The sequence below is a fragment of the Pseudomonas sp. YH-1 genome, assembly GCF_051990045.1.
GTDB classification, from domain to species: domain Bacteria; phylum Pseudomonadota; class Gammaproteobacteria; order Pseudomonadales; family Pseudomonadaceae; genus Pseudomonas; species Pseudomonas nicosulfuronedens.
This window is the reverse complement of sequence record NZ_CP178184.1, coordinates 5341776-5364614: the sequence shown is the minus strand read 5'-3', so window position 1 is coordinate 5364614 and position 22839 is coordinate 5341776. Positions and strand designations below refer to the sequence as shown.

The 22839-nt window shown below is 66.4% G+C and carries 21 protein-coding genes; 10 read left to right on the top strand and 11 right to left on the bottom strand.

Going from position 1 to position 22839, the window contains the following annotated elements; genetic code table 11:
* Positions 1-82: 82 nt before the first annotated feature.
* The 3 genes from atuC to ACKI1H_RS24445 form a co-directional block, all read right to left on the bottom strand.
* Positions 83-1699, bottom strand: a complete 1617-nt coding sequence (gene atuC, locus ACKI1H_RS24455) for a geranyl-CoA carboxylase subunit beta (RefSeq protein WP_440466632.1) — start codon at positions 1697-1699, stop codon at positions 83-85.
* A 3-nt stretch (positions 1700-1702) separates the two neighbouring features.
* Positions 1703-2578, bottom strand: a complete 876-nt coding sequence (locus ACKI1H_RS24450; protein WP_138521932.1) for an SDR family oxidoreductase — start codon at positions 2576-2578, stop codon at positions 1703-1705.
* Between the two features lie 97 nt (positions 2579-2675).
* The gene (locus ACKI1H_RS24445) at positions 2676-4469 is read right to left on the bottom strand and encodes an acyclic terpene utilization AtuA family protein (protein ID WP_440466631.1); all 1794 of its coding nucleotides are present in this window, start codon (positions 4467-4469) and stop codon (positions 2676-2678) included.
* 219 nt (positions 4470-4688) lie between these two features.
* Between ACKI1H_RS24445 and ACKI1H_RS24440 the strand changes: the two genes are divergently transcribed.
* Positions 4689-5309: a TetR/AcrR family transcriptional regulator gene (locus ACKI1H_RS24440; protein WP_179955978.1), complete on the top strand. Its 621-nt coding sequence runs from the start codon at positions 4689-4691 to the stop codon at positions 5307-5309.
* A gap of 116 nt (positions 5310-5425) precedes the next feature.
* Here ACKI1H_RS24440 and ACKI1H_RS24435 read toward each other — a convergent pair whose 3' ends face one another.
* The 5 genes from ACKI1H_RS24435 to eat form a co-directional block, all read right to left on the bottom strand.
* A complete protein-coding gene (locus ACKI1H_RS24435) occupies positions 5426-6190 on the bottom strand; it encodes a CPBP family intramembrane glutamic endopeptidase (protein ID WP_138521928.1) in 765 nt (254 codons plus the stop codon).
* A 100-nt stretch (positions 6191-6290) separates the two neighbouring features.
* Positions 6291-6461, bottom strand: a complete 171-nt coding sequence (locus tag ACKI1H_RS24430; protein ID WP_065084401.1) for a DUF2897 family protein — start codon at positions 6459-6461, stop codon at positions 6291-6293.
* Between the two features lie 47 nt (positions 6462-6508).
* Positions 6509-7285, bottom strand: a complete 777-nt coding sequence (eutC, locus tag ACKI1H_RS24425) for an ethanolamine ammonia-lyase subunit EutC (protein WP_440466630.1) — start codon at positions 7283-7285, stop codon at positions 6509-6511.
* Positions 7286-7297: 12 nt separating this feature from the next.
* The gene (locus ACKI1H_RS24420) at positions 7298-8671 is read right to left on the bottom strand and encodes an ethanolamine ammonia-lyase subunit EutB (RefSeq protein WP_440466629.1); all 1374 of its coding nucleotides are present in this window, start codon (positions 8669-8671) and stop codon (positions 7298-7300) included.
* Positions 8672-8725: 54 nt separating this feature from the next.
* Positions 8726-10090, bottom strand: a complete 1365-nt coding sequence (gene eat, locus ACKI1H_RS24415; RefSeq protein ID WP_440466628.1) for an ethanolamine permease — start codon at positions 10088-10090, stop codon at positions 8726-8728.
* 301 nt (positions 10091-10391) lie between these two features.
* On the opposite strand from eat, the gene ACKI1H_RS24410 reads away from it, so the two are divergent.
* From ACKI1H_RS24410 to pyrF, 3 genes are all read left to right on the top strand, one after another.
* The gene (locus ACKI1H_RS24410) at positions 10392-11693 is read left to right on the top strand and encodes a sensor histidine kinase (protein ID WP_440466627.1); all 1302 of its coding nucleotides are present in this window, start codon (positions 10392-10394) and stop codon (positions 11691-11693) included.
* 2 nt (positions 11694-11695) lie between these two features.
* Complete coding sequence (locus ACKI1H_RS24405) at positions 11696-12619, top strand: response regulator (protein ID WP_138521918.1); 924 nt, start codon at positions 11696-11698, stop codon at positions 12617-12619.
* Positions 12620-12719: 100 nt separating this feature from the next.
* Complete coding sequence (gene pyrF, locus ACKI1H_RS24400) at positions 12720-13418, top strand: orotidine-5'-phosphate decarboxylase (RefSeq protein ID WP_024764511.1); 699 nt, start codon at positions 12720-12722, stop codon at positions 13416-13418.
* 143 nt (positions 13419-13561) lie between these two features.
* On the opposite strand, the gene ACKI1H_RS24395 is transcribed toward pyrF, so the two are convergent.
* The gene (locus ACKI1H_RS24395) at positions 13562-14011 is read right to left on the bottom strand and encodes a multidrug/biocide efflux PACE transporter (protein ID WP_440466626.1); all 450 of its coding nucleotides are present in this window, start codon (positions 14009-14011) and stop codon (positions 13562-13564) included.
* Positions 14012-14144: 133 nt separating this feature from the next.
* Between ACKI1H_RS24395 and ACKI1H_RS24390 the strand changes: the two genes are divergently transcribed.
* The 6 genes from ACKI1H_RS24390 (at position 14145) to ACKI1H_RS24365 (ending at position 20763) form a co-directional block, all read left to right on the top strand.
* Positions 14145-15005: a LysR family transcriptional regulator gene (locus ACKI1H_RS24390; RefSeq protein WP_440466625.1), complete on the top strand. Its 861-nt coding sequence runs from the start codon at positions 14145-14147 to the stop codon at positions 15003-15005.
* A gap of 113 nt (positions 15006-15118) precedes the next feature.
* Positions 15119-16036: an AAA family ATPase gene (locus tag ACKI1H_RS24385; RefSeq protein WP_440466624.1), complete on the top strand. Its 918-nt coding sequence runs from the start codon at positions 15119-15121 to the stop codon at positions 16034-16036.
* 10 nt (positions 16037-16046) lie between these two features.
* Positions 16047-17000, top strand: coding sequence for a DUF58 domain-containing protein (locus tag ACKI1H_RS24380; RefSeq protein WP_440466623.1), 954 nt, complete (start codon positions 16047-16049; stop codon positions 16998-17000).
* Positions 16997-19012: a transglutaminase TgpA family protein gene (locus tag ACKI1H_RS24375; protein ID WP_440466622.1), complete on the top strand. Its 2016-nt coding sequence runs from the start codon at positions 16997-16999 to the stop codon at positions 19010-19012. The genes ACKI1H_RS24380 and ACKI1H_RS24375 overlap by 4 nt, the downstream gene beginning before the upstream one ends.
* Positions 19013-19080: 68 nt before the next feature.
* Entirely contained in the window at positions 19081-19851 is a 771-nt protein-coding gene (locus tag ACKI1H_RS24370; RefSeq protein WP_138521907.1) for a CHAD domain-containing protein, read from the top strand.
* A 111-nt stretch (positions 19852-19962) separates the two neighbouring features.
* Entirely contained in the window at positions 19963-20763 is an 801-nt protein-coding gene (locus ACKI1H_RS24365) for an acyl-CoA thioesterase (protein WP_440466621.1), read from the top strand.
* An 11-nt stretch (positions 20764-20774) separates the two neighbouring features.
* Here ACKI1H_RS24365 and ACKI1H_RS24360 read toward each other — a convergent pair whose 3' ends face one another.
* Positions 20775-22352, bottom strand: coding sequence for a diguanylate cyclase (locus ACKI1H_RS24360; RefSeq protein ID WP_425467710.1), 1578 nt, complete (start codon positions 22350-22352; stop codon positions 20775-20777).
* A complete protein-coding gene (locus ACKI1H_RS24355; RefSeq protein ID WP_440466620.1) occupies positions 22352-22756 on the bottom strand; it encodes a molybdopterin-dependent oxidoreductase in 405 nt (134 codons plus the stop codon). The genes ACKI1H_RS24360 and ACKI1H_RS24355 overlap by 1 nt, the downstream gene beginning before the upstream one ends.
* Between the last annotated feature and the right edge of the window lie 83 nt (positions 22757-22839).

Sequence of the window (22839 nt, the reverse complement as noted above, 5' to 3'; positions counted from 1 at the left end):
TCAATTCAGGTAGGGCGAATAAAGCGGAACGCCTTATCCGCCGGCTTGGCGCATGACGCCGGGGGCGTCATGCGCCCTACGGTCAAAATCGTGCAACACCGAAACGGTTGTTCTTCAGCGGCCGCACGGCCGCCTCCGCGCAGATGTCCAGCAGATAGCCGAGCAACTGGCGCGTATCGCGCGGGTCGATCAAGCCGTCGTCCCACAGGCTGGCGGTGCCGTAGAGCGCGGTGGACTGGGCGTCGAGCTTCTGCGCGGTCATCTGTTCGAGCATGTCGAGCATCTTCGGGTCGGGCTCCTTGCCCTCCTTGGCGTGCTTCTCCTCGGTGACGATGCGCAGCACCTTGCCGGCCTGGGCGCCGCCCATCACGGCGGTGCGGCTGTTGGGCCAGGCGAAGATGAAGCGCGGGTCCAGCCCGCGGCCGCACATGGCGTAGTTGCCGGCGCCGTAGGAGCCGCCGACGACCAGGGTCAGCTTGGGCACCGTGGCGTTGGCCACCGCCTGGATCATCTTCGAGCCGTGCTTGATCACGCCCAGGCGCTCGGATTCGGTGCCAACCATGAAGCCGGTGGTGTTGTGCAGGAACAGGATCGGCGTGTTGCTCTGCTCGCACAGCTGGATGAACTGCGCCGCCTTGGCCGCACCCTGCGGGGTGATCGGGCCGTTGTTGCCGATCAGGCCGCAGGCGTGGCCTTCGATGTGCAGGTGGCCGCAGACGGTCTGGCTGTCGAACTCGTTCTTGAAGTCGAGGAAGCGCGAGCCGTCGGCAATGCGCGCGATGATCTCGCGCACGTCGTAGGGCTTCTTCGCGTCCGCCGGGACCACGCCGAGCAATTCCTGCGCAGGGTACAGCGGCTCGTCCCACGTCTTTTTCGTGCGGGCCGGCAGCTGTGCGTTCCACGGCAGCGCGGCGAGGATTTCCCGCGCCAGGCGCACGCCGTCGGCGTCGTTCTCCGCCAGGTACTCGGCGGTGCCGGCGACCTGGGCGTGCAGTTCGGCGCCGCCCAGTTCTTCATCGGTGGCAATTTCGCCGGTGGCGGCCTTGAGCAGCGGCGGGCCGGCGAGGAACATCTTGGCCTTGCCGCGCACTACCACCACGTAGTCCGACAGTCCTGGCTGGTAAGCGCCGCCCGCGGTGGACGAACCATGCACCACGGTGACCTGGGGAATGCCCGCCGCCGACATGCGCGCCTGGTTGGCGAAGCCGCGCGCGCCCTCGACGAAGATGTCCGCCGCGTAGTTCAGGTTGGCGCCGCCGCTCTCGGTCAGCGCCACCACCGGCAGCTTGTTCTCGAAGGCGATCTGCTGCAGGCGCAGGGTCTTCTTCAGCCCGGTGGGGGAGATGGTGCCGCCCTTGATCGCGCTGTTGCTGGCCGTCACCAGGCAGCGCACCCCGGCGATGTAGCCGATGCCGGAGATGATGCCGCCGCCGGCCTGGGTGCCGTCCTTGTCGTCATGCAGCTTGTAGCCGGCCAGCGAGGAAATCTCGAGGAACGGCGCACCCGCGTCCAGCAGCAGGTTCAGGCGCTCACGCGGCAGCAACTGGCCGCGCTTGTCGAACTTGGGCCTGGCCTCGGCGGCCTTGTCCAGCACCTTCTGTTCGACCTCGCGGAAGCTCGCCACGGCAGCCAGCATGGCCTCGCGGTTGCGGGCGAAGTCTTCGCCCTGGGGATCGAGTTCGGATTGGATGACCGGCATCGCTTACTCCTGATCCTTCAGTACATCGGGCAGATAGGCGCGGTGGAAGCCGTTGTAGGAACGGCTCTGCCCCGGCTTCACCTTCGACAGCGGGAAGGCGCGGCTGCCCTGGCTGGCGGCGCCGTCGATGCGAATCGTGTTGCCGCTGATGAAAGCGGCGCCCGGGGAGAGCAGGAAGACGATCGCGGCGGCGACTTCCGATTCAGTGCCGATGCGCTTGAGCGGCACGTGCTCGCGCAGGGTCGGGATCACCGCCTTGAACGCGCCTTCGTAGGTGTCCATGCCGCTGGAAGCGACCCAGCCCGGCGCTACCGCGTTGACCCGCACTCCGGCGTGGCCCCACTCGATGGCGGCAGTCTTGGTGAAGTTCTCCATGCCGGCGCGGGCGGCGCCGGAGTGGCCCATGCCGGGCATGCCGCCCCACATGTCGGCGAGCATGTTGACGATGCTGCCGCCGGTCTTGCTCAGGCTCTGGTTGAACACTTCGCGGGCCATCAGGAAACCGCCCACCAGATTCGTGCGCACCACGGCCTCGAAGCCCTTCAGGTTGATCGAGGCCAGCGGCGCGGGATACTGGCCGCCGGCGTTGTTGACCAGGTGATGGATCGGCCCGCGCTCGGCGATGACCTGCGCCACCAGCGCCTTCACCGCTTCCTCGTCGCGGATGTCGCAGCTGTTCCAGCTGGCGCTGCCGCCGTCCTCGATAATTTCACCGGCGGTCTTTTCCAGCTTCTCGGCCTTGCGTCCGACCAGCACCACGTGGGCACCGAGGGCTGCCAGTTCATGGGCGGTGCAGCGACCGATGCCGCTGCCGCCGCCGGTGACGATGATGGTCTGGCCGTCGAACAGGCCGGGTTTGAAGATCGAGTCGTAGCTCATTGTTGTTCTGACTCCGAGGTATCCCGTAGGGCGAATGAAGCGGAACGCTTCATCCGCCGTTTGCGATTGGCGGATAACGCTGCTGGCGTTATGCGCCCTACGTTTCTAGCGACTCGGCGAGGGCCTGCGGCACCGCCACCGGGAATTCCAGCAACTGCTGGGCAAAGGCCTTGCCCTGCGGGTCGATGCGCAGGCTGGCGACGCCGCCGCCGCCCAGGGCGTTTTCCAGCAGGAAGTTCAGGCTGTGGCTGCCGGGCAGGTGCCAGCGGCTGACGCGGCCGGTCTGCGGGTCGAGCACGTGCTGCATCCATTCGGCCACGGCACCTTCGCTCAGCGCCTCGGCAATCCACGGCAGGTATTCCGATTGGCGTGCCATGACGCCGATGTTGCTGTGGTTGCCCTTGTCGCCGGACCGCGCCACGGCCAGTTTCACCAGCGGCACGCTGGCCTGGGCCGGTCCTTTCGCCGTGGCAACCGGGAGGTCGTCGCCCAGTGCTGATAGGTCGAAGTGATCGATCTTCGGCAAGGCTACCGATTGGCGTTGGCCGTCGATTTCCACGGCCAGCTCGCAGGCATCCTTGTCGATCAGGAAGGAGAACAGGCGGATCACCGGATACACGGTCGGGCGCCCGCCGACGATGCCGGTCAGCCCCGGTGCCATGCCGGTCGCGGCCTGGGCGATCTCGCGGGAGAACAGCACCAGCGCCTCCTTGCGGCTGTGGCGTACGGCGAGCTTCACCACGATTTCGCGATTGTCCGAGCGGCGGCCGTGGGGGCCGTAGGTGGCCTCGCTGCCGAGCAGTTCCACACTCACTTCGCGGTACGGGCCCCAGCCGCGTTCCATGAGGATTTCCTCGGTCTTGGCGATGATCGCCTGGCTGACCCGCTCGGCCTTCTTCACCGCGTCGATGCCGGCGATCAGGCAGCTGGCGGTGCAGCGAAAACCATCCGGGTAGGTGGCGCTGACCTTGTATTGGCCGGTCGGCGGCAGGCCACGTGCGCCACGGACGGCGACGCGGTTGTCGCCCGCCTGGGCGAGCTGGACCTGGGTGAAGTCGCAGACCACATCGGGCAGCAGGTAGGCACGCGGGTCGCCGATCTCGTAGAGCATCTGCTCACCCACTGACAGCGGCGTCACCAGTCCGCCGGTGCCCTGCGGCTTGGTCACGACAAATGTGCCGTCAGCCTGCACTTCGACGAGTGGGAAACCGATGTGCTCGTAGTCCGGCACGCTTTCCCAGTCGGTGAAGTTGCCTCCGGTGCACTGCGCGCCGCACTCGATGATGTGTCCGGCCAGCGCGGCCTGGGCCAGTTTGTCGTAGTCGTTCCAGGCCCAGCCGAACTCGTGTACCAGGGCGGCGCTGACCACTGCGCTGTCCACCACGCGACCGGTGATGACGATGTCGGCGCCGGCCTTCAGCGCGTCGACGATGCCGGGGGCGCCCAGGTAGGCGTTGACCGACACGCACATGGGCGGCATCGGCGCATCGCTGAACATCTCTCGGATGCCGGACTTGGCCAGTTCGCCCAGGCGTGGCTGCAGGTTGTCGCCGTGCACCACGGCGATCTTCAGCGTCACGCCGGCCTTTTCGCAGGCGGCGGCAAGGGCACTGGCGCAGGCCTGAGGGTTCACCCCGCCGGCGTTGCTGATCACGCGCACCTGCTTCGAGGCGATGTCGCCCAACAAGGGTGTCATCACTTCGACGAAGTCGGTGGCGTAGCCTGCCTCGGGGTTCTTCAGGCGGGCGCCGGCCATGATCGACATGGTGATTTCGGCCAGGTAGTCGAACACCAGGTAGTCCATTTCCGCGCCGCGCACCAGTTGGGCGGCGGCGGTGGAGGTGTCGCCCCAGAAGGCGGAGGCGCAGCCGATACGTACGGTTCTAGTCATTGTTCTGCCCGTGACGCTGAGTGATGGATCGACATTACCAAGCAAGCGCTTGGTTGAAAAGCCCCGAAAGCGTGACAACCCCAACCATTGGATGGCCAAGCGCTTGCTTGGTTGGGGTTCGCGGGCTTACATTTCGTCAGACAACACAAGCACTTGCAGGGCGTTTCGATGAATCGTCCTGAGCAGATCGGCCAATGGGCCTCATGGGGAGAGAACAGCGTGGATGACCGCAAAGCCCGCGAAGTCATGCTGGAGCTGGTCAAGACCGGGCAGATCACCGACCCGGAAAGCGCCCGCGGCAAGCTGTTGCACACGGCTGCGCACCTGTTCCGCAGCAAGGGCTACGAACGCACCACGGTGCGCGACCTGGCCGGCGCGGTGGGTATCCAGTCCGGCAGCATCTTCCATCACTTCAAGAGCAAGGATGAAATCCTCCGCTCGGTGATGGAGGAAACCATCCTCTACAACACCGCCCTGATGCGTGCCGCGCTGGCCGATGCGACGACCCTGCGCGAACGCCTGCTGGCGCTGATCCGTTGCGAGCTGCAGTCGATCACCGGGGGTACCGGCGAGGCGATGGCGGTGCTGGTTTACGAATGGCGCTCGCTGTCGGAAGAAGGCCAGGCGTATATCCTCAGCCTGCGCGATATCTACGAACAGATGTGGCTGGAAGTGCTGGAGGAGGCCCGCCTGGCGGGATTCAGCCAGGGCGATCCGTTCATCCTGCGGCGCTTCCTCACCGGGGCGCTGTCCTGGTCGATCACCTGGTTCCGCCCCGAAGGCAGCCTGACGTTGGACGAACTGGCCGAGCAGGCGTTGCTGCTGGTGATGCGCGAGTAATTTCTGGTGCTCGACGTAAGGCTCTTCGTAGGAGCGAGCTTGCTCGCGAACCAGCCCCGCAGCAGGGTTTGTTCGCGAGCAAGCTCGCTCCTACGGGGATAGCCCGCAGTGCGGGATCAGATAATCCGCAACGGATAGCTGAACAGCAGCAGGTGCAGGCAGTTCACTGCCGCATGCAGCAGAATCGGCACCAGCAGGCGCCCGCTGAAGTAGAACGCCAGGCCATAACCCAGGCCGGCGATGCCGGCGACCACGGCGAAAAGCGGATTGATCGGCCAGTGCACCATGCCGAACAGCACGCTGGCGACCGCGACCCCGGCAAAGGCGCCGAAGCGGCGAACCAGCTCGCTTTGCAGCAGGCCGCGGAAGAAGGCTTCCTCGGTCAGCGAGATCACGCAGACGTTGACCAGCATCCACAGCCAGAAGCCGGGCGGCCATTTCGGGTTCCAGACCACCAGGCCACCGGCGACGGCCACCAGCGGCACGGCGAACAGCGTGGTGACGATGACGATGGCGGCGAAATCCGGGGAGCGTTTCTCCGTCGGCACCGGGTCGCGGCGCAGCCACCAGGCGAGCAGGGTGGCGCCGACCAGCGCCTTGTCCCAGGACAGGTGCAGGGCGTAGACGGGGGCGTCCGGGCTGAGCTGGCGCACCGGCCAGAGTGTCCACGAGGTAGTGCCTGGCAGCAGGTGTGCGGCCAGGGCGATACTGAGCACCAGGCACACCAGCCACCAGAGCAGGCGCGGCAGGCGATGCTCGCCGTAGAGGGTCCAGGCCAGGTAGATGGCGCCGATCAACAACCCCACCGGCTGGACGAATCCCAGTGCGAATCCGCAGAGCAACAACACGATGGGCAGCAGCGGCAGGAGTTTCCTGAGCATTCTTTCCTCCAACAAGGAGGCGCAGTCTAGGCAATTTAGGCTGCCGCTGGCCATCGCTGCGGCCAGTTTTTGACTGAAGCGTCAGTCAGTTAGGCGATTTTCAACGCTTGTCTTCGGCTTCCTTGGCGTCCATTTCGGCATTGCGCTCATGGATGCGCTTGAGCTGCTCCTCGGTGAGCGGGAGCTTTTTCGCGGTATCGCGCAGCATCATCAGCGCGCCGACGATGGAGCCCAGGGCTAGGGCAATGATCAACCAGGCATACCAGGGCATGGTCCCGTCTCCGACAGTGGCAGTGGACTATCACGATACGCTGTGATTCAGACCTTGTCAGGCGCGGGCCGGTTCAGACTGATCGCTTCGGGCAGGTCGCTGTCGTCCTTGAGTCGGACGCCGCTCACCCGCAGGCGCAGGGCCTGTTGCAGCAGGTGGGCGAGCTTGTGTGCCGCCAGCCCGTAGGGCAGCCCCTGCGGTCGCACGTTGGAGATGCAGTTGCGCTCGCTGTCCATGCGGCCCACGCGCGGTTGCCAGGTGAGGTACAGGCCGAGGCTGTCCGGCGAGCTGAGGCCGGGGCGCTCGCCGATCAGCACCAGCGCCAGCTTCGCTCCCAGTGCCTCGCCGATGCCGTCGCCAATGGCCACGCGGCCCTGTTCGGCGAGCACCACCGGCGTGTGCTGCCAGTCGGTGACGAAGCGCTCGCGCAGCGCACTCAGCAGCGGCAGCGCGTGCTGCTGGACGGCAAAGGAGGAGAGACCGTCGGCGATCACGATGACCAGCTCCGCAGCTAGCTTCTCGCCCTTGAGCTGCCACTGGCTGTCCGGGTGCAGGGCTCGGCCCAGGTCCGGACGCAGGAGGTAGGTCTGGCGGTCCGGCGCCTCGCTGCGTGCGCGCAGGACTCGGAAGCCTTCGTGGGTCAGCGATTGCTGCAGTGCCTCGAAGTCCAGCGGATGGTGCACCGCATCGCGGGCCTGGGCGTGGGCCAGGCCAAACTTCAGTACCTCTCGGGTCGGCAGGCTGGAGCCGACACGGCCCAGCGCGATGCGCGCGGAAGTGTGCGCACGCAGTTCATCCCAAGGGTCGTTCTGGATCAGGTCCATGCTGGCTCCTCCTCAGAATGCCCGCAGCAGATCGTGGCCACGGCCTATCGGCCGCAACTGACCCGAGGCTTCGGTGATCGCCATCTTCGCCAGCCAGGCGTCGAACTCCGGCGCGCGCTTCAGGCCCAGGGTGCTGCGCAGGTAGAGGGCGTCATGGAAGGAGGTGCTCTGGTAGTTGAGCATGATGTCGTCGGCGCCGGGGATGCCCATGATGAAGGTGATGCCCGCCGCGCCCAGCAGGGTCAGCAGGTTGTCCATGTCGTCCTGGTCGGCTTCGGCGTGGTTGGTGTAGCAGACGTCGCAGCCCATGGGCACGCCCAGCAGCTTGGCGCAGAAGTGATCCTCCAGCCCGGCACGGATGATCTGCTTGCCGTCGTAAAGGTATTCCGGGCCGATGAAGCCGACCACGCTGTTGGTCAGCAGCGGGCGGAACTCGCGGGCCACGGCGTAGGCGCGGGCTTCGCAGGTCTGCTGGTCGACACCATGGTGGCCACCGGCTGACAGTGCGCTGCCCTGGCCGGTCTCGAAGTACATGACGTTGTCGCCCAGCGTGCCGCGCCCCAGCGACAGTGCCGCCGCGTGGGCCTCACGCAGCAGGGCGAGGTCGATGCCGAAGCTCTCGTTGGTCTTCTGCGTGCCGGCGATGGACTGGAACACCAGGTCGATCGGCGCGCCTGCCTCGATGGCCTGGATCTGCGAGGTGACGTGGGTGAGCACGCAGCTCTGCATGGGAATCTCGAAACGCTGGCGCAGCTCGTCCATCATCTGCCACAGCTGCATCAGGGTGGCCTGCGAATCGCTGGCCGGATTGATGCCGACGACTGCATCCCCCGAACCGTAGAGCAGGCCGTCGAGCATGCTGGCGGCGATGCCGCGCACATCGTCCGTGGGGTGGTTGGGCTGCAGGCGTACCGAGAGGTGCCCTGGAAGCCCGATGGTGTTGCGGAAGCGAGTGACCACGCGGCATTTCTTCGCCACCAGGATCAGATCCTGATTGCGCATCAGCTTGCTCACCGCGGCGGCCATTTCCGGGGTAATGCCTTTGGCGACGCTGGCGAGCGTGGCGCTGTCGGTGCTGTCCAGCAGCAGCCAGTCGCGGAAATCGCCGACGCTGAGGTGGCTGATCGGCGCGAAGGCGGCGGCGTCATGGCTGTCGAGGATCAGCCGGGTGACTTCATCTTCCTCGTAGGGAATCAGCGCCTCGTCGAGGAAGCGCTTGAGCGGCACCTCGGCGAGGGCGATCTTCGCCGCCATGCGCTCTTCGTAGCTATTGGCGGCCAGGCCCGCCAGGGCATCGCCGGAGCGGGCCGGGCTGGCCTTGGCGAGCAGGGTCTTCAGGTCGGGGAAACGGTAGGTCAGGCTACCGACAGTGGTCTGGTAGATCATGCGGACATCCCGGTTATCCCGCGCCCCGTTGCAAGGGCAGGGCGCGGATGGCGATCAGGCTCCCGTCAGCATAGCGTCCGCCGGGGCGCTGGCGCGATGGGCGGCGGTGAGCTGGAAGTAGACGAAGCCCACCGCCATGAACGCCAGGAAGATGCCGGCGATCTGCAGGTTGAACCACACCATCGCCACCAGGCACAGCACGGCCAGCGCCAGGGCGATGCCGGGCACCACGGGGAAGCCCGGCGCGCGGAAGCTGCGCTCCAGGTCCGGTTCGCTGCGGCGCAGCTTGAACAGGCTGAGCATGCTCATGATGTACATGACGATGGCGCCGAATACGCTCATGGTGATCATCGCGGCGGTCAGGCTCATGCCTTGCAGGGCGATCAGGCCGTCGCTGTAGATAGCCGCGATACCCACCAGGCCACCGGCGATGATCGCCCGGTGCGGGGTCTGGAAACGCGAGAGTTTCGCCAGGCCGCGCGGCAGGTAGCCCGCGCGAGCCAGCGCGAAGAACTGCCGCGAGTAACCCAGGATGATGCCGTGGAAGCTGGCGACCAGGCCGAACAGGCCGATCCACACCAGCATGTGCAGCCAGCCGGAGTTTTCGCCGACCACCATCTTCATAGCCTGCGGCAGCGGGTCGTTGATCCCGGAGAGGGCTTTCCAGTCGCCCGCGCCGCCGGCGAACAGCATCACGCCCAGGGCCAGCACCACCAGGGTGAGGATGCCGCTGACGTAGGCCTTGGGAATGGTGCGTTTCGGGTCCTTGGCTTCCTCGGCGGCCATGGCGGCGCCTTCGATGGCGAGGAAGAACCAGATGGCGAAGGGAATCGCCGCGAAGATGCCACCGATCGCCGCGCCGCCGAAGCTGTCGGAGCCGGCCCAGCCATTGAGCACGAAGTTGCTGAAGCTGAAGCCCGGCGCCACCACGCCCATGAACACCAGCAACTCGCCCACCGCAAGAAGGGTGACGATCAGCTCGAAGGTGGCAGCGATGCTCACACCGAGGATGTTCAGCGTCATGAAGATCAGGTAGGCGCCGACCGCTGCGTGCTTCGGATCGAGCGACGGGAACTGCACGTTGAGGTAGGCGCCGATGGCCATGGCGATGGCCGGCGGGGCGAAGACGAACTCGATCAGCGTGGCGAGGCCGGCCACCAGCCCGCCTTTTTCGCCGAAGGCGCGGCGGCTGTAGGCGAAGGGCCCGCCGGCGTGAGGAATCGCCGTGGTCAGCTCGGTGAAGCTGAAGATGAAGCAGGTGTACATGGTCGCTACCAGCAGGGTGGTGACCAGGAAGCCGAGGGTGCCGGCCACGCCCCAGCCGTAGCTCCAACCGAAATACTCACCGGAAATCACCAGACCCACGGCGATGCCCCACAGGTGCAGGGTGCCGAGGGTGGGTTTGAGTTGCGTGCTCATGCGAGGTCTCCAGGACAGAGGATGAAAGACACGACCCGTGCCTTCGTGCAGTGGCCGTGCCATTCCCCGGAACCCGGTCGCAAAGTGCCTGATCGCGTCGTTTCGTGAACATTCGCCACCTGTTCGCCTGCTTCGAAGCGGTGCGGTGCTGTTGCGCGCGTCCCGTTCGGGTGCGCCGCAGGAGCGCTTGTTGCAGTGCGATGACCACGCCGTGAAGCTTCCTGGCCACGCGACGGCTGTCACAGGATGGCAATCTGCCGCTGGTCTACTGGCGCCCATTCCAGCGACCGGAGATTCGCCGATGACCACCCGCGCCCTGCACGAGCTGTTGCGCCAGGTTGCGCCCTTGGCCCCGGAACTGAGCATCAGCGACGTGGCCGAACGCTTCCTCGACGCCGAGCACCGTTCCTTCCTTTCGCTGCCGGTGGTGGATGCCGCCGGAATGCCGCTGGGGCTGGTCAGCCGTAATGGCCTGCAGGACATCTTCATGCAGCGCTTCGGCCGCGACCTCTGGGGGCGCCGTCCGGCCAGCGACGTGATGAACGCCCAGCCGCTGAAAGTACGCGGCGACCTGAGCCTCGAAGAAGCCTCGCAACAGGTTACCGCCCAGCTGAGTTACCCGATCACCGAGGACTTCGTTCTGGTGGACGAGCAGGGACGCTACCTCGGTCTGGGCACGGTGCTCGACCTGCTCAAAGCCATGGAACAGCGCGTCGCCCAGCGCAATCAGGTGCTAAACAAGACGCTGCAGGACCTGCGCGAATCCCAGGCGCAACTGGTGCAGTCGGAGAAAATGGCGTCCCTCGGGCAGATGGTCGCCGGGGTTGCCCATGAGCTGAACACTCCGCTGGGCTATGTGAAGAACAACGTCGCGCTGCTGCGCGAACTGCTGATTCCGCTGCTGGGCCTGACCGAAGCGCAGACCCTGCTCAACGATTGCCTGGACGATCCGGATTGCAACGCTGAACAACTGGCTCGTGCCCGCGCCGCTTTCGAGCAGGCCCGCGACGAAGCTGCGCTGGAGCAGTTGGTGGGCGATCTCGACCAGCTGTTCGGCGACACCGACTTCGGCCTGGCGCAGATTGGCGAACTGGTCGGCGGCCTGAAGGACTTCGCGCGCCTGGACCGTGCCCGCAGCGAGGAAATCGACCTCAACGACTGCGTGCGCAGTGCGCTGCTGATTGCCCGCAATAGCATCAAGGAAAAGGCCGAGGTCGCGACCCAGCTCGGTGCGCTGCCCAAGGTCGCCTGCGCCGCCAGCCAGATCAACCAGGTGCTGCTCAACCTGCTGACCAACGCCGCCCAGGCGATGGAGAAGTTCGGCCTGATCCAGGTGAAATCCTGGGCGGACGAAACCCATGTGCACCTCTCGGTGCAGGACAACGGCAAGGGCATGAACGAGGAGGTGCGCACGCGCATCTTCGACCCCTTCTTCACCACCAAGCCGGTGGGGCAGGGTACGGGCCTGGGCCTGTCGATCAGCTACAAGATCGTCCAGGACCACGGCGGCCGCATCCGCGTGGCGTCCGAGCCCGGACGCGGTACGCGATTCCTCATCAGCCTGCCGATCCAGCAGGCCAGCGAACTGAAACGGAGCGCCTGAACATGAGCCAGCAGCCTGTCCGCATCCTCTTCGTCGACGACGAGGAGCGCATCCTGCGCAGTCTCGCGATGCAGTTCCGCCGTCACTACGACGTGCTGGTGGAGACCGATCCGCACAAGGCCCTGCAGCGCCTGCGCGAGGAACGCATCGATATCCTCGTCAGCGACCAGCGCATGCCGCAGATGACCGGCGCCGAGTTGCTCGCCCAGGCCCAGGAGATCGCCCCGGACACCCTGCGCATCCTGCTGACCGGGTATTCGGACCTCGACGCCGCGGTGGAGGCGCTCAACAGCGGCGGTATCTTCCGCTACCTGACCAAGCCGTGGGATCCGCAGGAAATGGCCTTCACCCTGCGCCAGGCCGCCGAGATCGCCCAGCGCCAGGCACCGGCCGAGCCCATCGATACCAAGGCCATCAGCCGAGTCGTCGCGCCTCTCAATGTGCTGTTGCTCGACGAGGACGCCGAGACACTGGCCTGCGTCGGCGAGTTCTGCAGCGCCGGCACCCACCAGCTGCACCGTGCGCGCAACCTGGCCGAGGCCATCGTGCGGCTCAACAGTGAGCCCATCGACATCCTCATCAGCGACCTGAAACTCGCCGGCGAGGACACCGCGCCGCTACTCAAGTCCCTGGCCCAGGCCCATCCGCGCCTGCTGAGCATCGTCGTTACACCGTTCCGCGACACCCAGGACCTGCTGGCGCTGATCAACCAGGCGCAGATCTTCCGCTACCTGCCCAAGCCGATCCGCCGGGGACTGTTCGAAAAGGGCCTGAAGGCCGCCGCCGAGCAGGCGCTACTATGGCGTGCGCAGCCTGAGCAGAAGGTCGCGCGCATCGCCGAAGTACCGCGCGAGGAGCGCGAGCGGGAGAAGGTCGGCAGCCTGCTGGGTATGCTCGGCCGCCTGCGCGAGCGGCTGAGTGCCTGATCGCCGTCGGCGACGCAGCATTCCTGCCGGGCGGGCTACGGAAGTCGGCGCGTTTCTGCGACAATGCGCGCCGATTTTTTCGATACCCGCGAGAGAGCCCATGTCCGCCTGCCAGACCCCGATCATCGTCGCCCTGGATTTCCCCACCCGTGAAGCCGCGCTGGCGCTGGCCGATCAGCTCGATCCGAAGCTGTGCCGGGTGAAGGTGGGCAAGGAGCTGTTCACCAGCTGCGCCGCCGGCATCGTCGAGACCCTCAACAGCCGCGGCTTCGAAGTCTTCCTCGACCTGAAATTCCACGACATCCCCAATACCACCGCGATGGCCGTGCGCGCCGCCGCCGAGATGGGCGTGTGGATGGTCAACGTGCACTGCTCCGGCGGCCTGCGCATGATGAGCGCCTGCCGCGAGACCCTGGACGCCTTCAATGGACCGTCGCCGCTGCTGATCGGCGTGACCGTACTGACCAGCATGGAGCGCGAGGACCTGGCCGGCATCGGCCTGGACGTCGAGCCGCAGGAGCAGGTGTTGCGCCTGGCAGCTCTGGCGCAGAAGGCCGGTATGGACGGTCTGGTCTGTTCCGCCCAGGAAGCGCCGGCCCTGAAAGCCGCGCACCCGGCCCTGCAACTGGTTACTCCCGGCATCCGTCCTGCCGGTAGCGCCCAGGACGACCAGCGCCGCATCCTCACCCCGCGCCAGGCGCTGGACAACGGCTCGGACTACCTGGTGATCGGCCGCCCGATCAGCCAGGCCGCCGACCCGGCCAAGGCCCTGGCCGAGATTGCTGCCAGCCTGGCCTGATCGCGTTCTTTCGGACATGAAAAAGCCCGCAGCGATGCGGGCTTTTTTGTTTCTGCTCTTCGTAGGAGCGAGCTTGCTCGCGAACGAATCTACCGGCTGCGCATGAGCTGGGCGGTTCGCGAGCAAGCTCGCTCCTACAAGGTTCAGCTCTGCGCTTGAGCGGTGGCTTGTGCGCGATTGAGCAGCCGCTCGCGCAGCACGTCGTACACCCAGTTGAACACCAGCGCGTAGGGCAGGAAGAACAGCACCAGGCCGATGTCGAGGATGAAGGCCTGCAGCAGGCTCACCGACAGCCACCAGGCGGCCAGCGGCACCAGCAGGACGATCAGGCCCAGTTCGAACAGCGAGGCATGCAGCACGCGTACCGACAGGGTACGGCTGAAGCCCATGCGGTTCTGCGCGCGGTCGAAGGCGGCGTTGAACAGCATGTTCCATACGGTGGCGATGGCCGAGAACATCAGGGTCATGGCGCCCATGTGGCCCAGCGGTTTGTCCATCAGCCAGGCCAGGGTCGGTGCGCAGATGACCACCGCCAGCAGCTCGAAAAGGCCGGCGTGGAACATCCGCTCTTTCAGGGTTTTAGTGGGGGTCATGGGGTATCTCCAGGCATTAAAGCTCTCAATTCACGAGAAGGCCGACTCCGTCGGTCCGGCGCTATTATCATCGGTCGACCGGCTGGATCTAAGTTGGATACCATCGGCTTAACCGATGGAAGAGGGTGCCACGATGCAATACTCCCCCGAATCCCTGCAGGCCTTCGCCGAGGCGGCCTGTCTGGGCTCGTTCAGCGCCGCCGCGCGCAAGCTGGGCAAGAGCCAGTCCACCGTCAGCGAGGCCATCGCCCGCCTGGAAATCGACCTCGGCCTGACCCTGTTCGACCGCAGCAGCCGCCAGCCGCAGTTGACCGAGGCCGGTCATGCGTTGCTCGGGCGAGTCGAAGAGGTGTTGATGGCGAACGATCGCCTCGGACAGCTTGCCCATCAGCTCGTCGGAGGATTGGAGTCACGAGTAACCCTGGCGATGTCGGACACCTACCAATCCGCCGAATTCGAGGCGCGCCTGGCGGAGATCGATGCACGCTACCCGGACCTGGAATTCGAATGGCTGATCGCCGAGGACAGCGACGTGCTCGATCTGGTCGTCCAGGGACGCGCCAGCCTGGGGTTGCTCGCCGCACGGAAGGATTACGCGCCGGACATCAGCTCGGCGACCTTGAGCGAGCAGGCCGAGTTCGGTCTCTTCGTCAGCCGCGACCATCCGCTGGCCGGCCGCGAACGCGTGGAGCGCGAAGACCTGCTGGCTTACCGTGCGCTGCGCCTGAATACCTATCTGGATGACGCGGCGCCGATGCTCGGTGGACGCTGCTGGAGCGCACCGAACTACCTGCTGTTGCTGGACATGGCGGTGCTGGGATTCGGATGGATCGAATTGCCCAGCTGGATGGTAGGACGCTTCGCCGGCGGACGTATGCAGGAGCTGAAGGTCGCCGGCTGGCCGCGCCGGGTGGCGGTGGATGTCATCTGGTCGCGCCAGCGTCGGCTGGGGCCGGCCGCGAGTTGGCTGGCGGAGCGCCTGCTGGGTCGTTGAGGCGCTCTGGATCACAGCTCTACATCACAGATTGCGGACTAAATGTGTCGAAGCCTTTGATGCTCTGTCCTGGACCAGTAGGATCGGAGTTTTCCGGGGATGAGAGGGTCAGGATGCACGCCAAGCTGGAGAATTGTCTGAAGGCAGTCGATCAGGTGCTGCTCGGCAAGGAAGTGCAGGTAAGGCTGGCGCTGACGTGTCTGCTGGCCCGCGGTCACCTACTCATCGAGGACTTGCCCGGCATGGGCAAGACCACGTTGAGCCATGCCCTGGCAAAAGTGCTGGGGCTGAGCTTCCAGCGCATCCAGTTCACTTCCGACCTGTTGCCCGGCGACGTGCTGGGCACCTCGGTGTTCGACAAGGACACCGGACAGTTCGTGTTCCATCCCGGACCGATCTTCTCCGAGCTGGTACTGGCCGACGAGATCAACCGCGCCACGCCCAAGAGCCAGAGCGCGCTGCTCGAGGCCATGGAGGAGGGGCAGGTGACCATCGAGGGCGCCACCCGGCCGCTGCCCGAGCCCTTCTTCGTCATTGCCACGCAGAACCCGGTGACCCAGGGTGGCACCTTCGCGCTGCCCGAGTCCCAGCTCGACCGCTTCCTCATGCGCCTATCCCTGGGCTACCCCGGCCGCGCCGCCGAGAAAGCGTTGCTGCTGGGCGAGGCGCGCCGTGACCTGCTGCCACGCCTGGAGCCAGTGCTTGACCCGCAGGAACTCCAGGCCCTTCAGGGCGAAGTGCTGGAGGTGCGCGCCAGTGACGCTCTGGTGGATTACGTGCTGCGCCTGGTGGAAGCCACGCGCAGCCAGCCGGCTTTTGCCCTGGGGCTGTCGCCGCGCGGCAGCCTGGCGCTGCTGGCGGCGGCGCGTGCCTGGGCGCTGCTGGCCGGGCGCGATTATGTGATCCCGGAGGATGTGCAAGCCGTGCTGCCCTCGGTGGCCGGCCACCGCTTGCGCGACCAGGCCGACCCAGCCGGGCATGGTGGTGGCGCGCTGGTGCAGTGGTTGCTGCGCGAAGTCCCGGCTCTCTGAGGGGCATGCCATGCTCGTCAGGGTCAGGCCGCTGTGGCAGAGCTGGATAGCCCGGCGCATACCGCCGTCACCGTCGTTGCAACTCAACCAGCGACGCATTTTCATCATTCCCACCCGCCAGGGTATGGCGTTCGGCGTCGCCCTGCTGCTGATGCTGCTCACGGCGATCAATTACCAGAACAGCCTGGCCTACGGCCTGACCTTCCTGCTGCTCTCGCTGTTCATCGTCGCCATCCTGCACACCTACCGGAACCTGGGTGGGCTGCGGCTGACGGCGCTCGGCGCACAGCCGGTGTTCGTCGGTGAGCAGGCGGCATTTCGCGTACGCCTGGAAGGCGAAGGGCGCGCCCGGCAGGCCATCGGCCTGGGCTGGGAGGCCGAGCGCATGCAGTTCGCCGATGTCGCGGCAGACCACGCCGAAGAAGTGCTGCTCACGATGACGGCGCAGCGACGTGGCTGGTTGCGCCCCGGCCGACTGCGCGTGGAAAGCCGTTTCCCGTTGGGGCTGCTGGTGGCCTGGAGCTGGGTCGATCTGGATCAGTCGGTGCTGGTGTATCCGCACCCACAGCCCGGCGACCTGCCGCTGGAAGCCGGCCCGGCGGAAAACGATGAAGAGGGCGTGCGCCCCAGTGGGCGCGGCGTCGATGATTACCAGGGGCTGAGGCCTTACCAGCCCGGCGACTCGCGCCGCCGCCTGCACTGGAAGGCTTATTCGCGTGGCCAAGGGTTGCTGGTGAAGGACTTCTCCGCGCTGGCCGGGCGCAGCGTCTGGCTGGAGTTCAACAGCCTGGGCGGCGACACCGAGGGGCGCTTGTCGCGCCTTTGCTACTGGGTCCTGCAACTGTCATTGCGGCAGCAGCCCTTCGGGTTGCGCCTGCCGGATGCGCAGCTCGCGGTCGGCCTGGACGATGCCCATCGCGATGCCTGTCTGCGGGCGCTCGCCTTGCATGGGACGAAACGATGAGCCGGGTGGCCGCCGTTACCGTCCAGCCCATCCCGCGGGTGGCCCTGACCTGGCTGCTGGTGGCCCAGGCGGTGGTGATCATTCCGCATCTGGAGCACCTGCCGCTGTGGATCGTCGCCCTCTGGTTGGGTTGCGCCGCCTGGCGCATCCAGGTGTTCCGCATGCGTGCCAGCTATCCCAGTGGCCTCGCCAAACTGGCGCTGGTGGCGGCGGCCGGGTTGGGTGTGTGGTTTTCCCGTGGTTCACTGATCGGGCTGGATGCCGGTGTGGTGCTGCTGATCGCCGCCTTCGTGGTCAAGCTGGTGGAACTCAAGACCCGCCGCGATGCGTGGGTGCTGATCCTGCTGGGCTTCTTCGCGGTGACCACCAGCTATCTCTTCCAGGACGACATCATTGCTGCCGCCTTCAGCCTGCTACCGGTGCTCGCCCTGCTGGCCGCGGCCATCGGGTTGCAGCAGAGCGGCTTCGCCGCACGCCCGATGCCGCCCCTGCGTCTGGCTGCCGGTCTGCTGCTGCAAGCCTTGCCGCTGATGCTGCTGATGTTCCTGCTGTTCCCGCGCATGGGGCCGCTGTGGTCGTTGCCGCTGCCGGGCGACAAGGCCATGACCGGGCTGAGCGACAGCATGGCGCCAGGGGACATGGTCGAGCTGAGCCAGTCCCCCGCGCTGGCTTTTCGGGTGAGCTTCGACGGCCAGCCGCCGCCGCACTCGCAGCTGTACTGGCGCGCGTTGACCCTGGAGCGGTTCGATGGTGTGCGCTGGAGCACAGCGTTCCAGCGTGGCGATCTTGCGCCTCAATGGCGGCAGCAGGGTCAGCCCTTGCAGTACCAGGTGATCATGGAGCCCAACGGTCGCCCCTGGCTGTTTGCCCTGGATGTGGCGCAGACCAGCCTGGGCGATGCGCGAATGATGAGCGACTTCCACCTGGAGCGGCGCCTGCCGGTTCGCCAGGGGCTGCTGTACCGCGCCACCTCCTGGCCGGACGCGCAGCTGGAGCCTGATGACGCCGTCCGCGCGCAACGGATCAACCTTGCCTTGCCACAGGGCGGCAACCCACGGGCTCGCGCCTGGGCACAGCAACTGCGCGAACGCTACCCGCAGCCTGAGGAGCTGGTGCAGGCGATGCTCCGGCACCTGCGCGAGCAGCCGTTCCGTTACACACTGCGTCCGCCGGATGCCGGCCCGGAGCGCATCGACGGTTTTCTGTTCGACACCCGCGCCGGCTTCTGCGAGCACTACGCCGGCGCCATGACCTTCGTCCTGCGCGCAGCCGGCATTCCAGCTCGCGTAGTTACCGGCTACCAGGGCGGCGAGGCCAGCCCCTCGGGCAATTACCTGGCGATCCGTCAGTTCGACGCCCACGCCTGGGTGGAGTACTGGCAGCGTGGCCGGGGCTGGACGCGGGTCGACCCAACGGGGGCCGTGGCTCCCGAACGTATCGAGCAGGGGCTGGAAGCGGCCATGAGCCAGGAAGGCAGCTTCCTGGAGTCCGACCCGTTTTCGCCCCTGCGCTACCGCAACTTCGCGCTGCTCAACCAGTTGCGCATGGCCTGGGACGACGTCAACTATGGCTGGCAGCGCTGGGTGCTGGGCTACCAGGCCGAACAACAGGGCGACATGTTGAAGCGCTGGTTCGGAGGGCTGGACCGGCAATGGGTCGGTGCCTTGCTGGTGGTCGGCGCCGGCGTGATGCTGGGCTTGCTGGCGCTGGTGCTGTTCAAGCCCTGGCGGCGCACCACCGATGTCCCGTTGCGCAGCTTCCAGCGCTTCGAGCGAATGCTCGCGCCGCTGGGCGTGCGTCGCGAGCCGGGTGAGGGCGCGCGGGATTTCTGTCGTCGTGCCATCAAGGTTTTGCCGGCCAACGCTCAGGCAATCCGCAGTTATCTGGATGCCTTCGAAAAACAGCGTTACGGCGGTGCGGCTACATCGCCTGCCGAGCTGCGTGAGCACTTGGCATGCCTGCGCCGAGAGTTGCCCTGGCGCCTACGGATTTCACGCGGAAACGGAACGTGACATCACGGCCCTTGCCGCTTCGTTGGTGGGGGCTAACCTGTTATTTCAACCCTCGAGTGGAGCCTGCCGTGACCTCCTTCAGCGATTACCTGGTGAGCCATCTGATCGAGCAGGAGGTCGCCTTGTTCGCCGCGTCCTCCCGCCTGAAGGCCGAGTCCGACCCTGAAGCACTGCACGACCTGCGCATCGCCGTACGCCGGCTGCGCAGTCTGCTGCACCCGGTGAGGGGCATGCCCGGTATCGACGAGCTGGAGCAGGCGCTGGGCGACATGGGCCGGCTCAGCGGCCCGCTACGCGATCTGGAAGTACTGCTGCCGGTGCTGGAGGCCGAAGGCTACGAGCGTGCCGCCGCACTGCGCCGGCCCGCGTTGATCTCCGGCTACGCCACGCTACTTGCCAGCCCGCAGTGGGAGCGCCTGATGATGCGCCTGGATGGCTGGCCACAACTGTGGCGAACCTCCGAGCGCCACGGCGTGCTCAAGGGGCTGCATGGCAAGGTGGAGAAGCGCCTGGCCAGAGAATGGCAGAAGCTGCGTGATGCCCTGAAAGACCCAGACCACGACCGTCATCGCCTGCGCCTGCTGATCAAGCGGGTGCGCTATTCGCTGGAGGCCTACCCGAAGGAGTCCGCCGTGCCGCAACGCCTGCTGGCGCCGCTGAAGGACGCGCAATCGGCCCTGGGCGACTGGCATGACTACGAGCAATGGCTGATCCGCAGCGAACGCGAGCTGGACCTGATGCCGCTGCAACCCCACTGGAATGCCCGCCACGACCTCGCCGAGCGCCTCGCCGACGAGAGCCTGGAGGCCCTGGAGAAGGCACTGCATAGAGGCCATTGATGACGGGGCATTTCCTGCAAGGGACAAGGCTTTGGATGGTTTGCCGGGGTTGCCTCTACCCCTAAGATCGCAACCTGCTGCCATTTTCCAGAAGCCCCAAGGAAGTTGACCATGTCCTTCAGCGAAATGCTCCGGGCGGTGCGCGCCGCGCCGTTATCCATCGTCATCCCTGCCGCCTGGGCCCAGGGCCGTGCGAGTTTCGGCGGCCTGGTGGCGGCGCTGGCCTACGAGGCCATGGCTTCGGTGGCTGAGGCTGGGCGGCCGGTGCGTTCGCTGGCGATCACCTTCGTCGGCCCCATCGAGGTGGAAGTGCCGGTGAGCTTCGAGGCGGAAGTCCTGCGCGAGGGCAAGTCGGTCAGCCAGGTGTTCTGCCGCGCCGTGCAGAACGGTCAGGTGGTGTTGCTGGCCCAGGGCAGCTTCGGCGTGTCGCGCGAGTCCAGTGTGCAGATGGACGGCTTGCCGCCACCGGCCTTCAAGGCTGTCGAGGACTGCCAGGAGCTGCCCTACATTCGCAAGCTGATGCCGGCCTTCACCCAGAACATCGCCATGCGCTGGGCGGTCGGGCATATGCCGTTCTCCGCCAGCCGCGAGCGCGAGATGGGCGGCTGGATGCGCTTCCGTGGCGATGACGTGGGCGAGGAACCGATGGAAGTCAGCCACCTGCTGGCGCTGATCGACGCCTGGCCGCCGGCCAACCTGCCGCACCTGAAAACGCCTGCACCCTCCAGCTCGCTGACCTGGACCGTGGAGTTCGTCCAGCCACTGCCGTCGATGCCGGCCAATGCCTGGTGCCAGTACCTGGCGACCATCGAGCATGCCCGCAATGGCTACGGCCATATTGCGGCGCAGACCTGGTCGGCGGATGGCCAGCTCCTGGCGATCGGCCGGCAGACGGTGACCATCTTCGGCTAGTTGCTCTCCAGCTAGAGGCCGGGCGCGGTCTCGGTACGATTGCGCCCGCCGGCCTTGGCCCGGTACAGGGCGCGGTCGGCGCGGGCCAGCAGGTCTTCCAGACGAAGTTCACCTTCGCGGCGTGCGGCCACGCCGATGCTCAGGGTCAGGCGCACGCGGCTACCGTCCTCGCTGGTGAAGGACAGCGCCTGCACGCTGTTGCGCACCCGCTCGGCAACTTGCAGCGCCTGCTGCAAGTCGGTCTCCGGCAGAATCGCGGCAAACTCCTCGCCACCGAGGCGGCCGAGCAGATCCACCTCGCGCAACCCTTGCGTCAGCTCCTTCGCCACGGCTTGCAGCACGGCGTCGCCGAAGGCGTGGCCGTGGGTGTCGTTGATCGGCTTGAAGAAGTCGATGTCCAGCATCAGCGCTGCGCATTGGCGCTCATAGCGCTGCGCGCTCTTGAGCAGCGCGACCCCGCGTTTGACAAAGGCATGGCGGTTCTGCAGGCCGGTCAGCGGGTCAGTGGTGGCCAGCAGGCGCAGCTCCTGCTCCATGGCTTTGCGCTGGTTGATGTCGAAGCTCCAGACCAGCGAGGCGGGGCGGCCCTCCACTTCCATCTTGCGCGCCCAGACAATCGCCCAGTAGGCGGGATTGCCCGCCAGACGGGTTTCCCAGCTGTCCAGCTGGCCATGGTCGGTCAGTGATTGACGGAAGCGCGCTTCCTCGTCGGGATCGTCGAACAGCCGATGCAGGGTGAAGGGTTCGTCCGGGTGGATACCGGTGCGCTGCAGCAGGCGGGGGCTGACGTAATGGGCGCGGGAGTCCTCGTCGCTGAGCAGCGCCACATCGCTGGGGCTGGTGTCGAGGATGTAACGCAGCAGCGCCTTGCGCTCGCTCAGTTCCTGGGTGCGCTGTTCGACGCGTTGCTCCAGCGACTGGTTGAGGTCGTGCAGGCGCTGGGTGAGCTGCAGCTTGCGCCGTGAGTTGGCAATCACCCGCAGGGCCAGCAGCACACTGCACAGGCCGAGGCCGAAGAGCACCCAGGCCAGCAGGTTGAAGGCGCGTTGCAGGTCCTGGCGCTCGGCGTCCATGTAGTTGGTCAGTGCGATGTTGGTGACCACCACCAGTTCGTGGGCGGGTTCGAGCAGGGGCGGCAGTTCACGCAGCATCTCGCCGGCCAGGACCTTCGCAGCCGCCGGCTGGCCCCAGGGCGCGCGCCTGAGCCAGGCGTCGCTCAGATGCTGGATCGTCTCCAGTGTTACCTGCACTTCCGGACGCGGCACGACCAGGTAGTTGTAGACGGGCGTGGTACGCAGCGGCGGCAGGAGGCTGGCGAGCACTTCAACGCGTGTTGCCAGGGCGTCGCTGTCACTCTTGCCGGCGAGTACCTGCCGGGCACTGTTCAGCGAGCGCTCCAGCTCGGCGCGTAACTGGTAGGCCTGCCACAGTTCGCTGTGGGCATCGGGGTGGGCCAGCTGGCGGACGTGCTGGTGCACCAGCAGCAGAGCCGCGCCGGCGCCGGCGGTCAGCGCAGCGATAAGGCCGCTGAGGATGATGACGGTCAGGCGGCGATAGCGCCGCCTGGGAGGCTGCGGGGGCACGGCGATCACTCCAGGGTAATGCGGCTTACCTGCCAGACGGTGCGGTTGAAGTAGACCTGGGTCCGCAACTCCGGGTGATCGACCATCGGATAGATGACGAACAGCGGGCCGCGCTCGGCGATGCCGATGGCTTGGCCGTCGCGGCGGTAGGCGAGGATAGGATCGAAGGCGTCGAGGTCGCTCAGTGGAATCAGGGCGGAATAGTCGTTCAGTGCCTCGACTCGCAGGCGTTGGGCATCGGTGCGTTCGAAGCCGGCGAGCAGGGTGCTGAGGCGCACGCCCTGCCAGCCATAGACCCGGAATTCGTCAGGAAGCATGGAGCGCCGCTCGGTTTGCGGCAGCGCTTCCAGGTCGCGCAGACTGTAATGGCGCAGGAGCTGCGGCTGGCCCTTCACTGCGATGGTCAGCACGGTGCGCTCGGCCGCCGGTTCCGGGGCAGAGTGCGCGGGCGTGACAATAAACAGGCAGGCAAAAATGCCAATAAAATGGCGAA

Excerpts from the sequence above, each read along its gene's own strand:
- atuC (WP_440466632.1), bottom strand. The coding sequence starts at position 1,699 with ATGCCGGTCATCCAATCCGAACTCGATCCCCAGGGCGAAGACTTCGCC.
- ACKI1H_RS24450 (WP_138521932.1), bottom strand. The coding sequence starts at position 2,578 with ATGAGCTACGACTCGATCTTCAAACCCGGCCTGTTCGACGGCCAGACC.
- ACKI1H_RS24445 (WP_440466631.1), bottom strand. The coding sequence starts at position 4,469 with ATGACTAGAACCGTACGTATCGGCTGCGCCTCCGCCTTCTGGGGCGAC.
- ACKI1H_RS24435 (WP_138521928.1), bottom strand. The coding sequence starts at position 6,190 with ATGCTCAGGAAACTCCTGCCGCTGCTGCCCATCGTGTTGTTGCTCTGC.
- ACKI1H_RS24430 (WP_065084401.1), bottom strand. The coding sequence starts at position 6,461 with ATGCCCTGGTATGCCTGGTTGATCATTGCCCTAGCCCTGGGCTCCATC.
- eutC (WP_440466630.1), bottom strand. The coding sequence starts at position 7,285 with ATGGACCTGATCCAGAACGACCCTTGGGATGAACTGCGTGCGCACACT.
- ACKI1H_RS24420 (WP_440466629.1), bottom strand. The coding sequence starts at position 8,671 with ATGATCTACCAGACCACTGTCGGTAGCCTGACCTACCGTTTCCCCGAC.
- eat (WP_440466628.1), bottom strand. The coding sequence starts at position 10,090 with ATGAGCACGCAACTCAAACCCACCCTCGGCACCCTGCACCTGTGGGGC.
- ACKI1H_RS24410 (WP_440466627.1), top strand. The coding sequence starts at position 10,392 with ATGACCACCCGCGCCCTGCACGAGCTGTTGCGCCAGGTTGCGCCCTTG.
- ACKI1H_RS24405 (WP_138521918.1), top strand. The coding sequence starts at position 11,696 with ATGAGCCAGCAGCCTGTCCGCATCCTCTTCGTCGACGACGAGGAGCGC.
- pyrF (WP_024764511.1), top strand. The coding sequence starts at position 12,720 with ATGTCCGCCTGCCAGACCCCGATCATCGTCGCCCTGGATTTCCCCACC.
- ACKI1H_RS24395 (WP_440466626.1), bottom strand. The coding sequence starts at position 14,011 with ATGACCCCCACTAAAACCCTGAAAGAGCGGATGTTCCACGCCGGCCTT.
- ACKI1H_RS24390 (WP_440466625.1), top strand. The coding sequence starts at position 14,145 with ATGCAATACTCCCCCGAATCCCTGCAGGCCTTCGCCGAGGCGGCCTGT.
- ACKI1H_RS24385 (WP_440466624.1), top strand. The coding sequence starts at position 15,119 with ATGCACGCCAAGCTGGAGAATTGTCTGAAGGCAGTCGATCAGGTGCTG.
- ACKI1H_RS24380 (WP_440466623.1), top strand. The coding sequence starts at position 16,047 with ATGCTCGTCAGGGTCAGGCCGCTGTGGCAGAGCTGGATAGCCCGGCGC.
- ACKI1H_RS24375 (WP_440466622.1), top strand. The coding sequence starts at position 16,997 with ATGAGCCGGGTGGCCGCCGTTACCGTCCAGCCCATCCCGCGGGTGGCC.
- ACKI1H_RS24365 (WP_440466621.1), top strand. The coding sequence starts at position 19,963 with ATGTCCTTCAGCGAAATGCTCCGGGCGGTGCGCGCCGCGCCGTTATCC.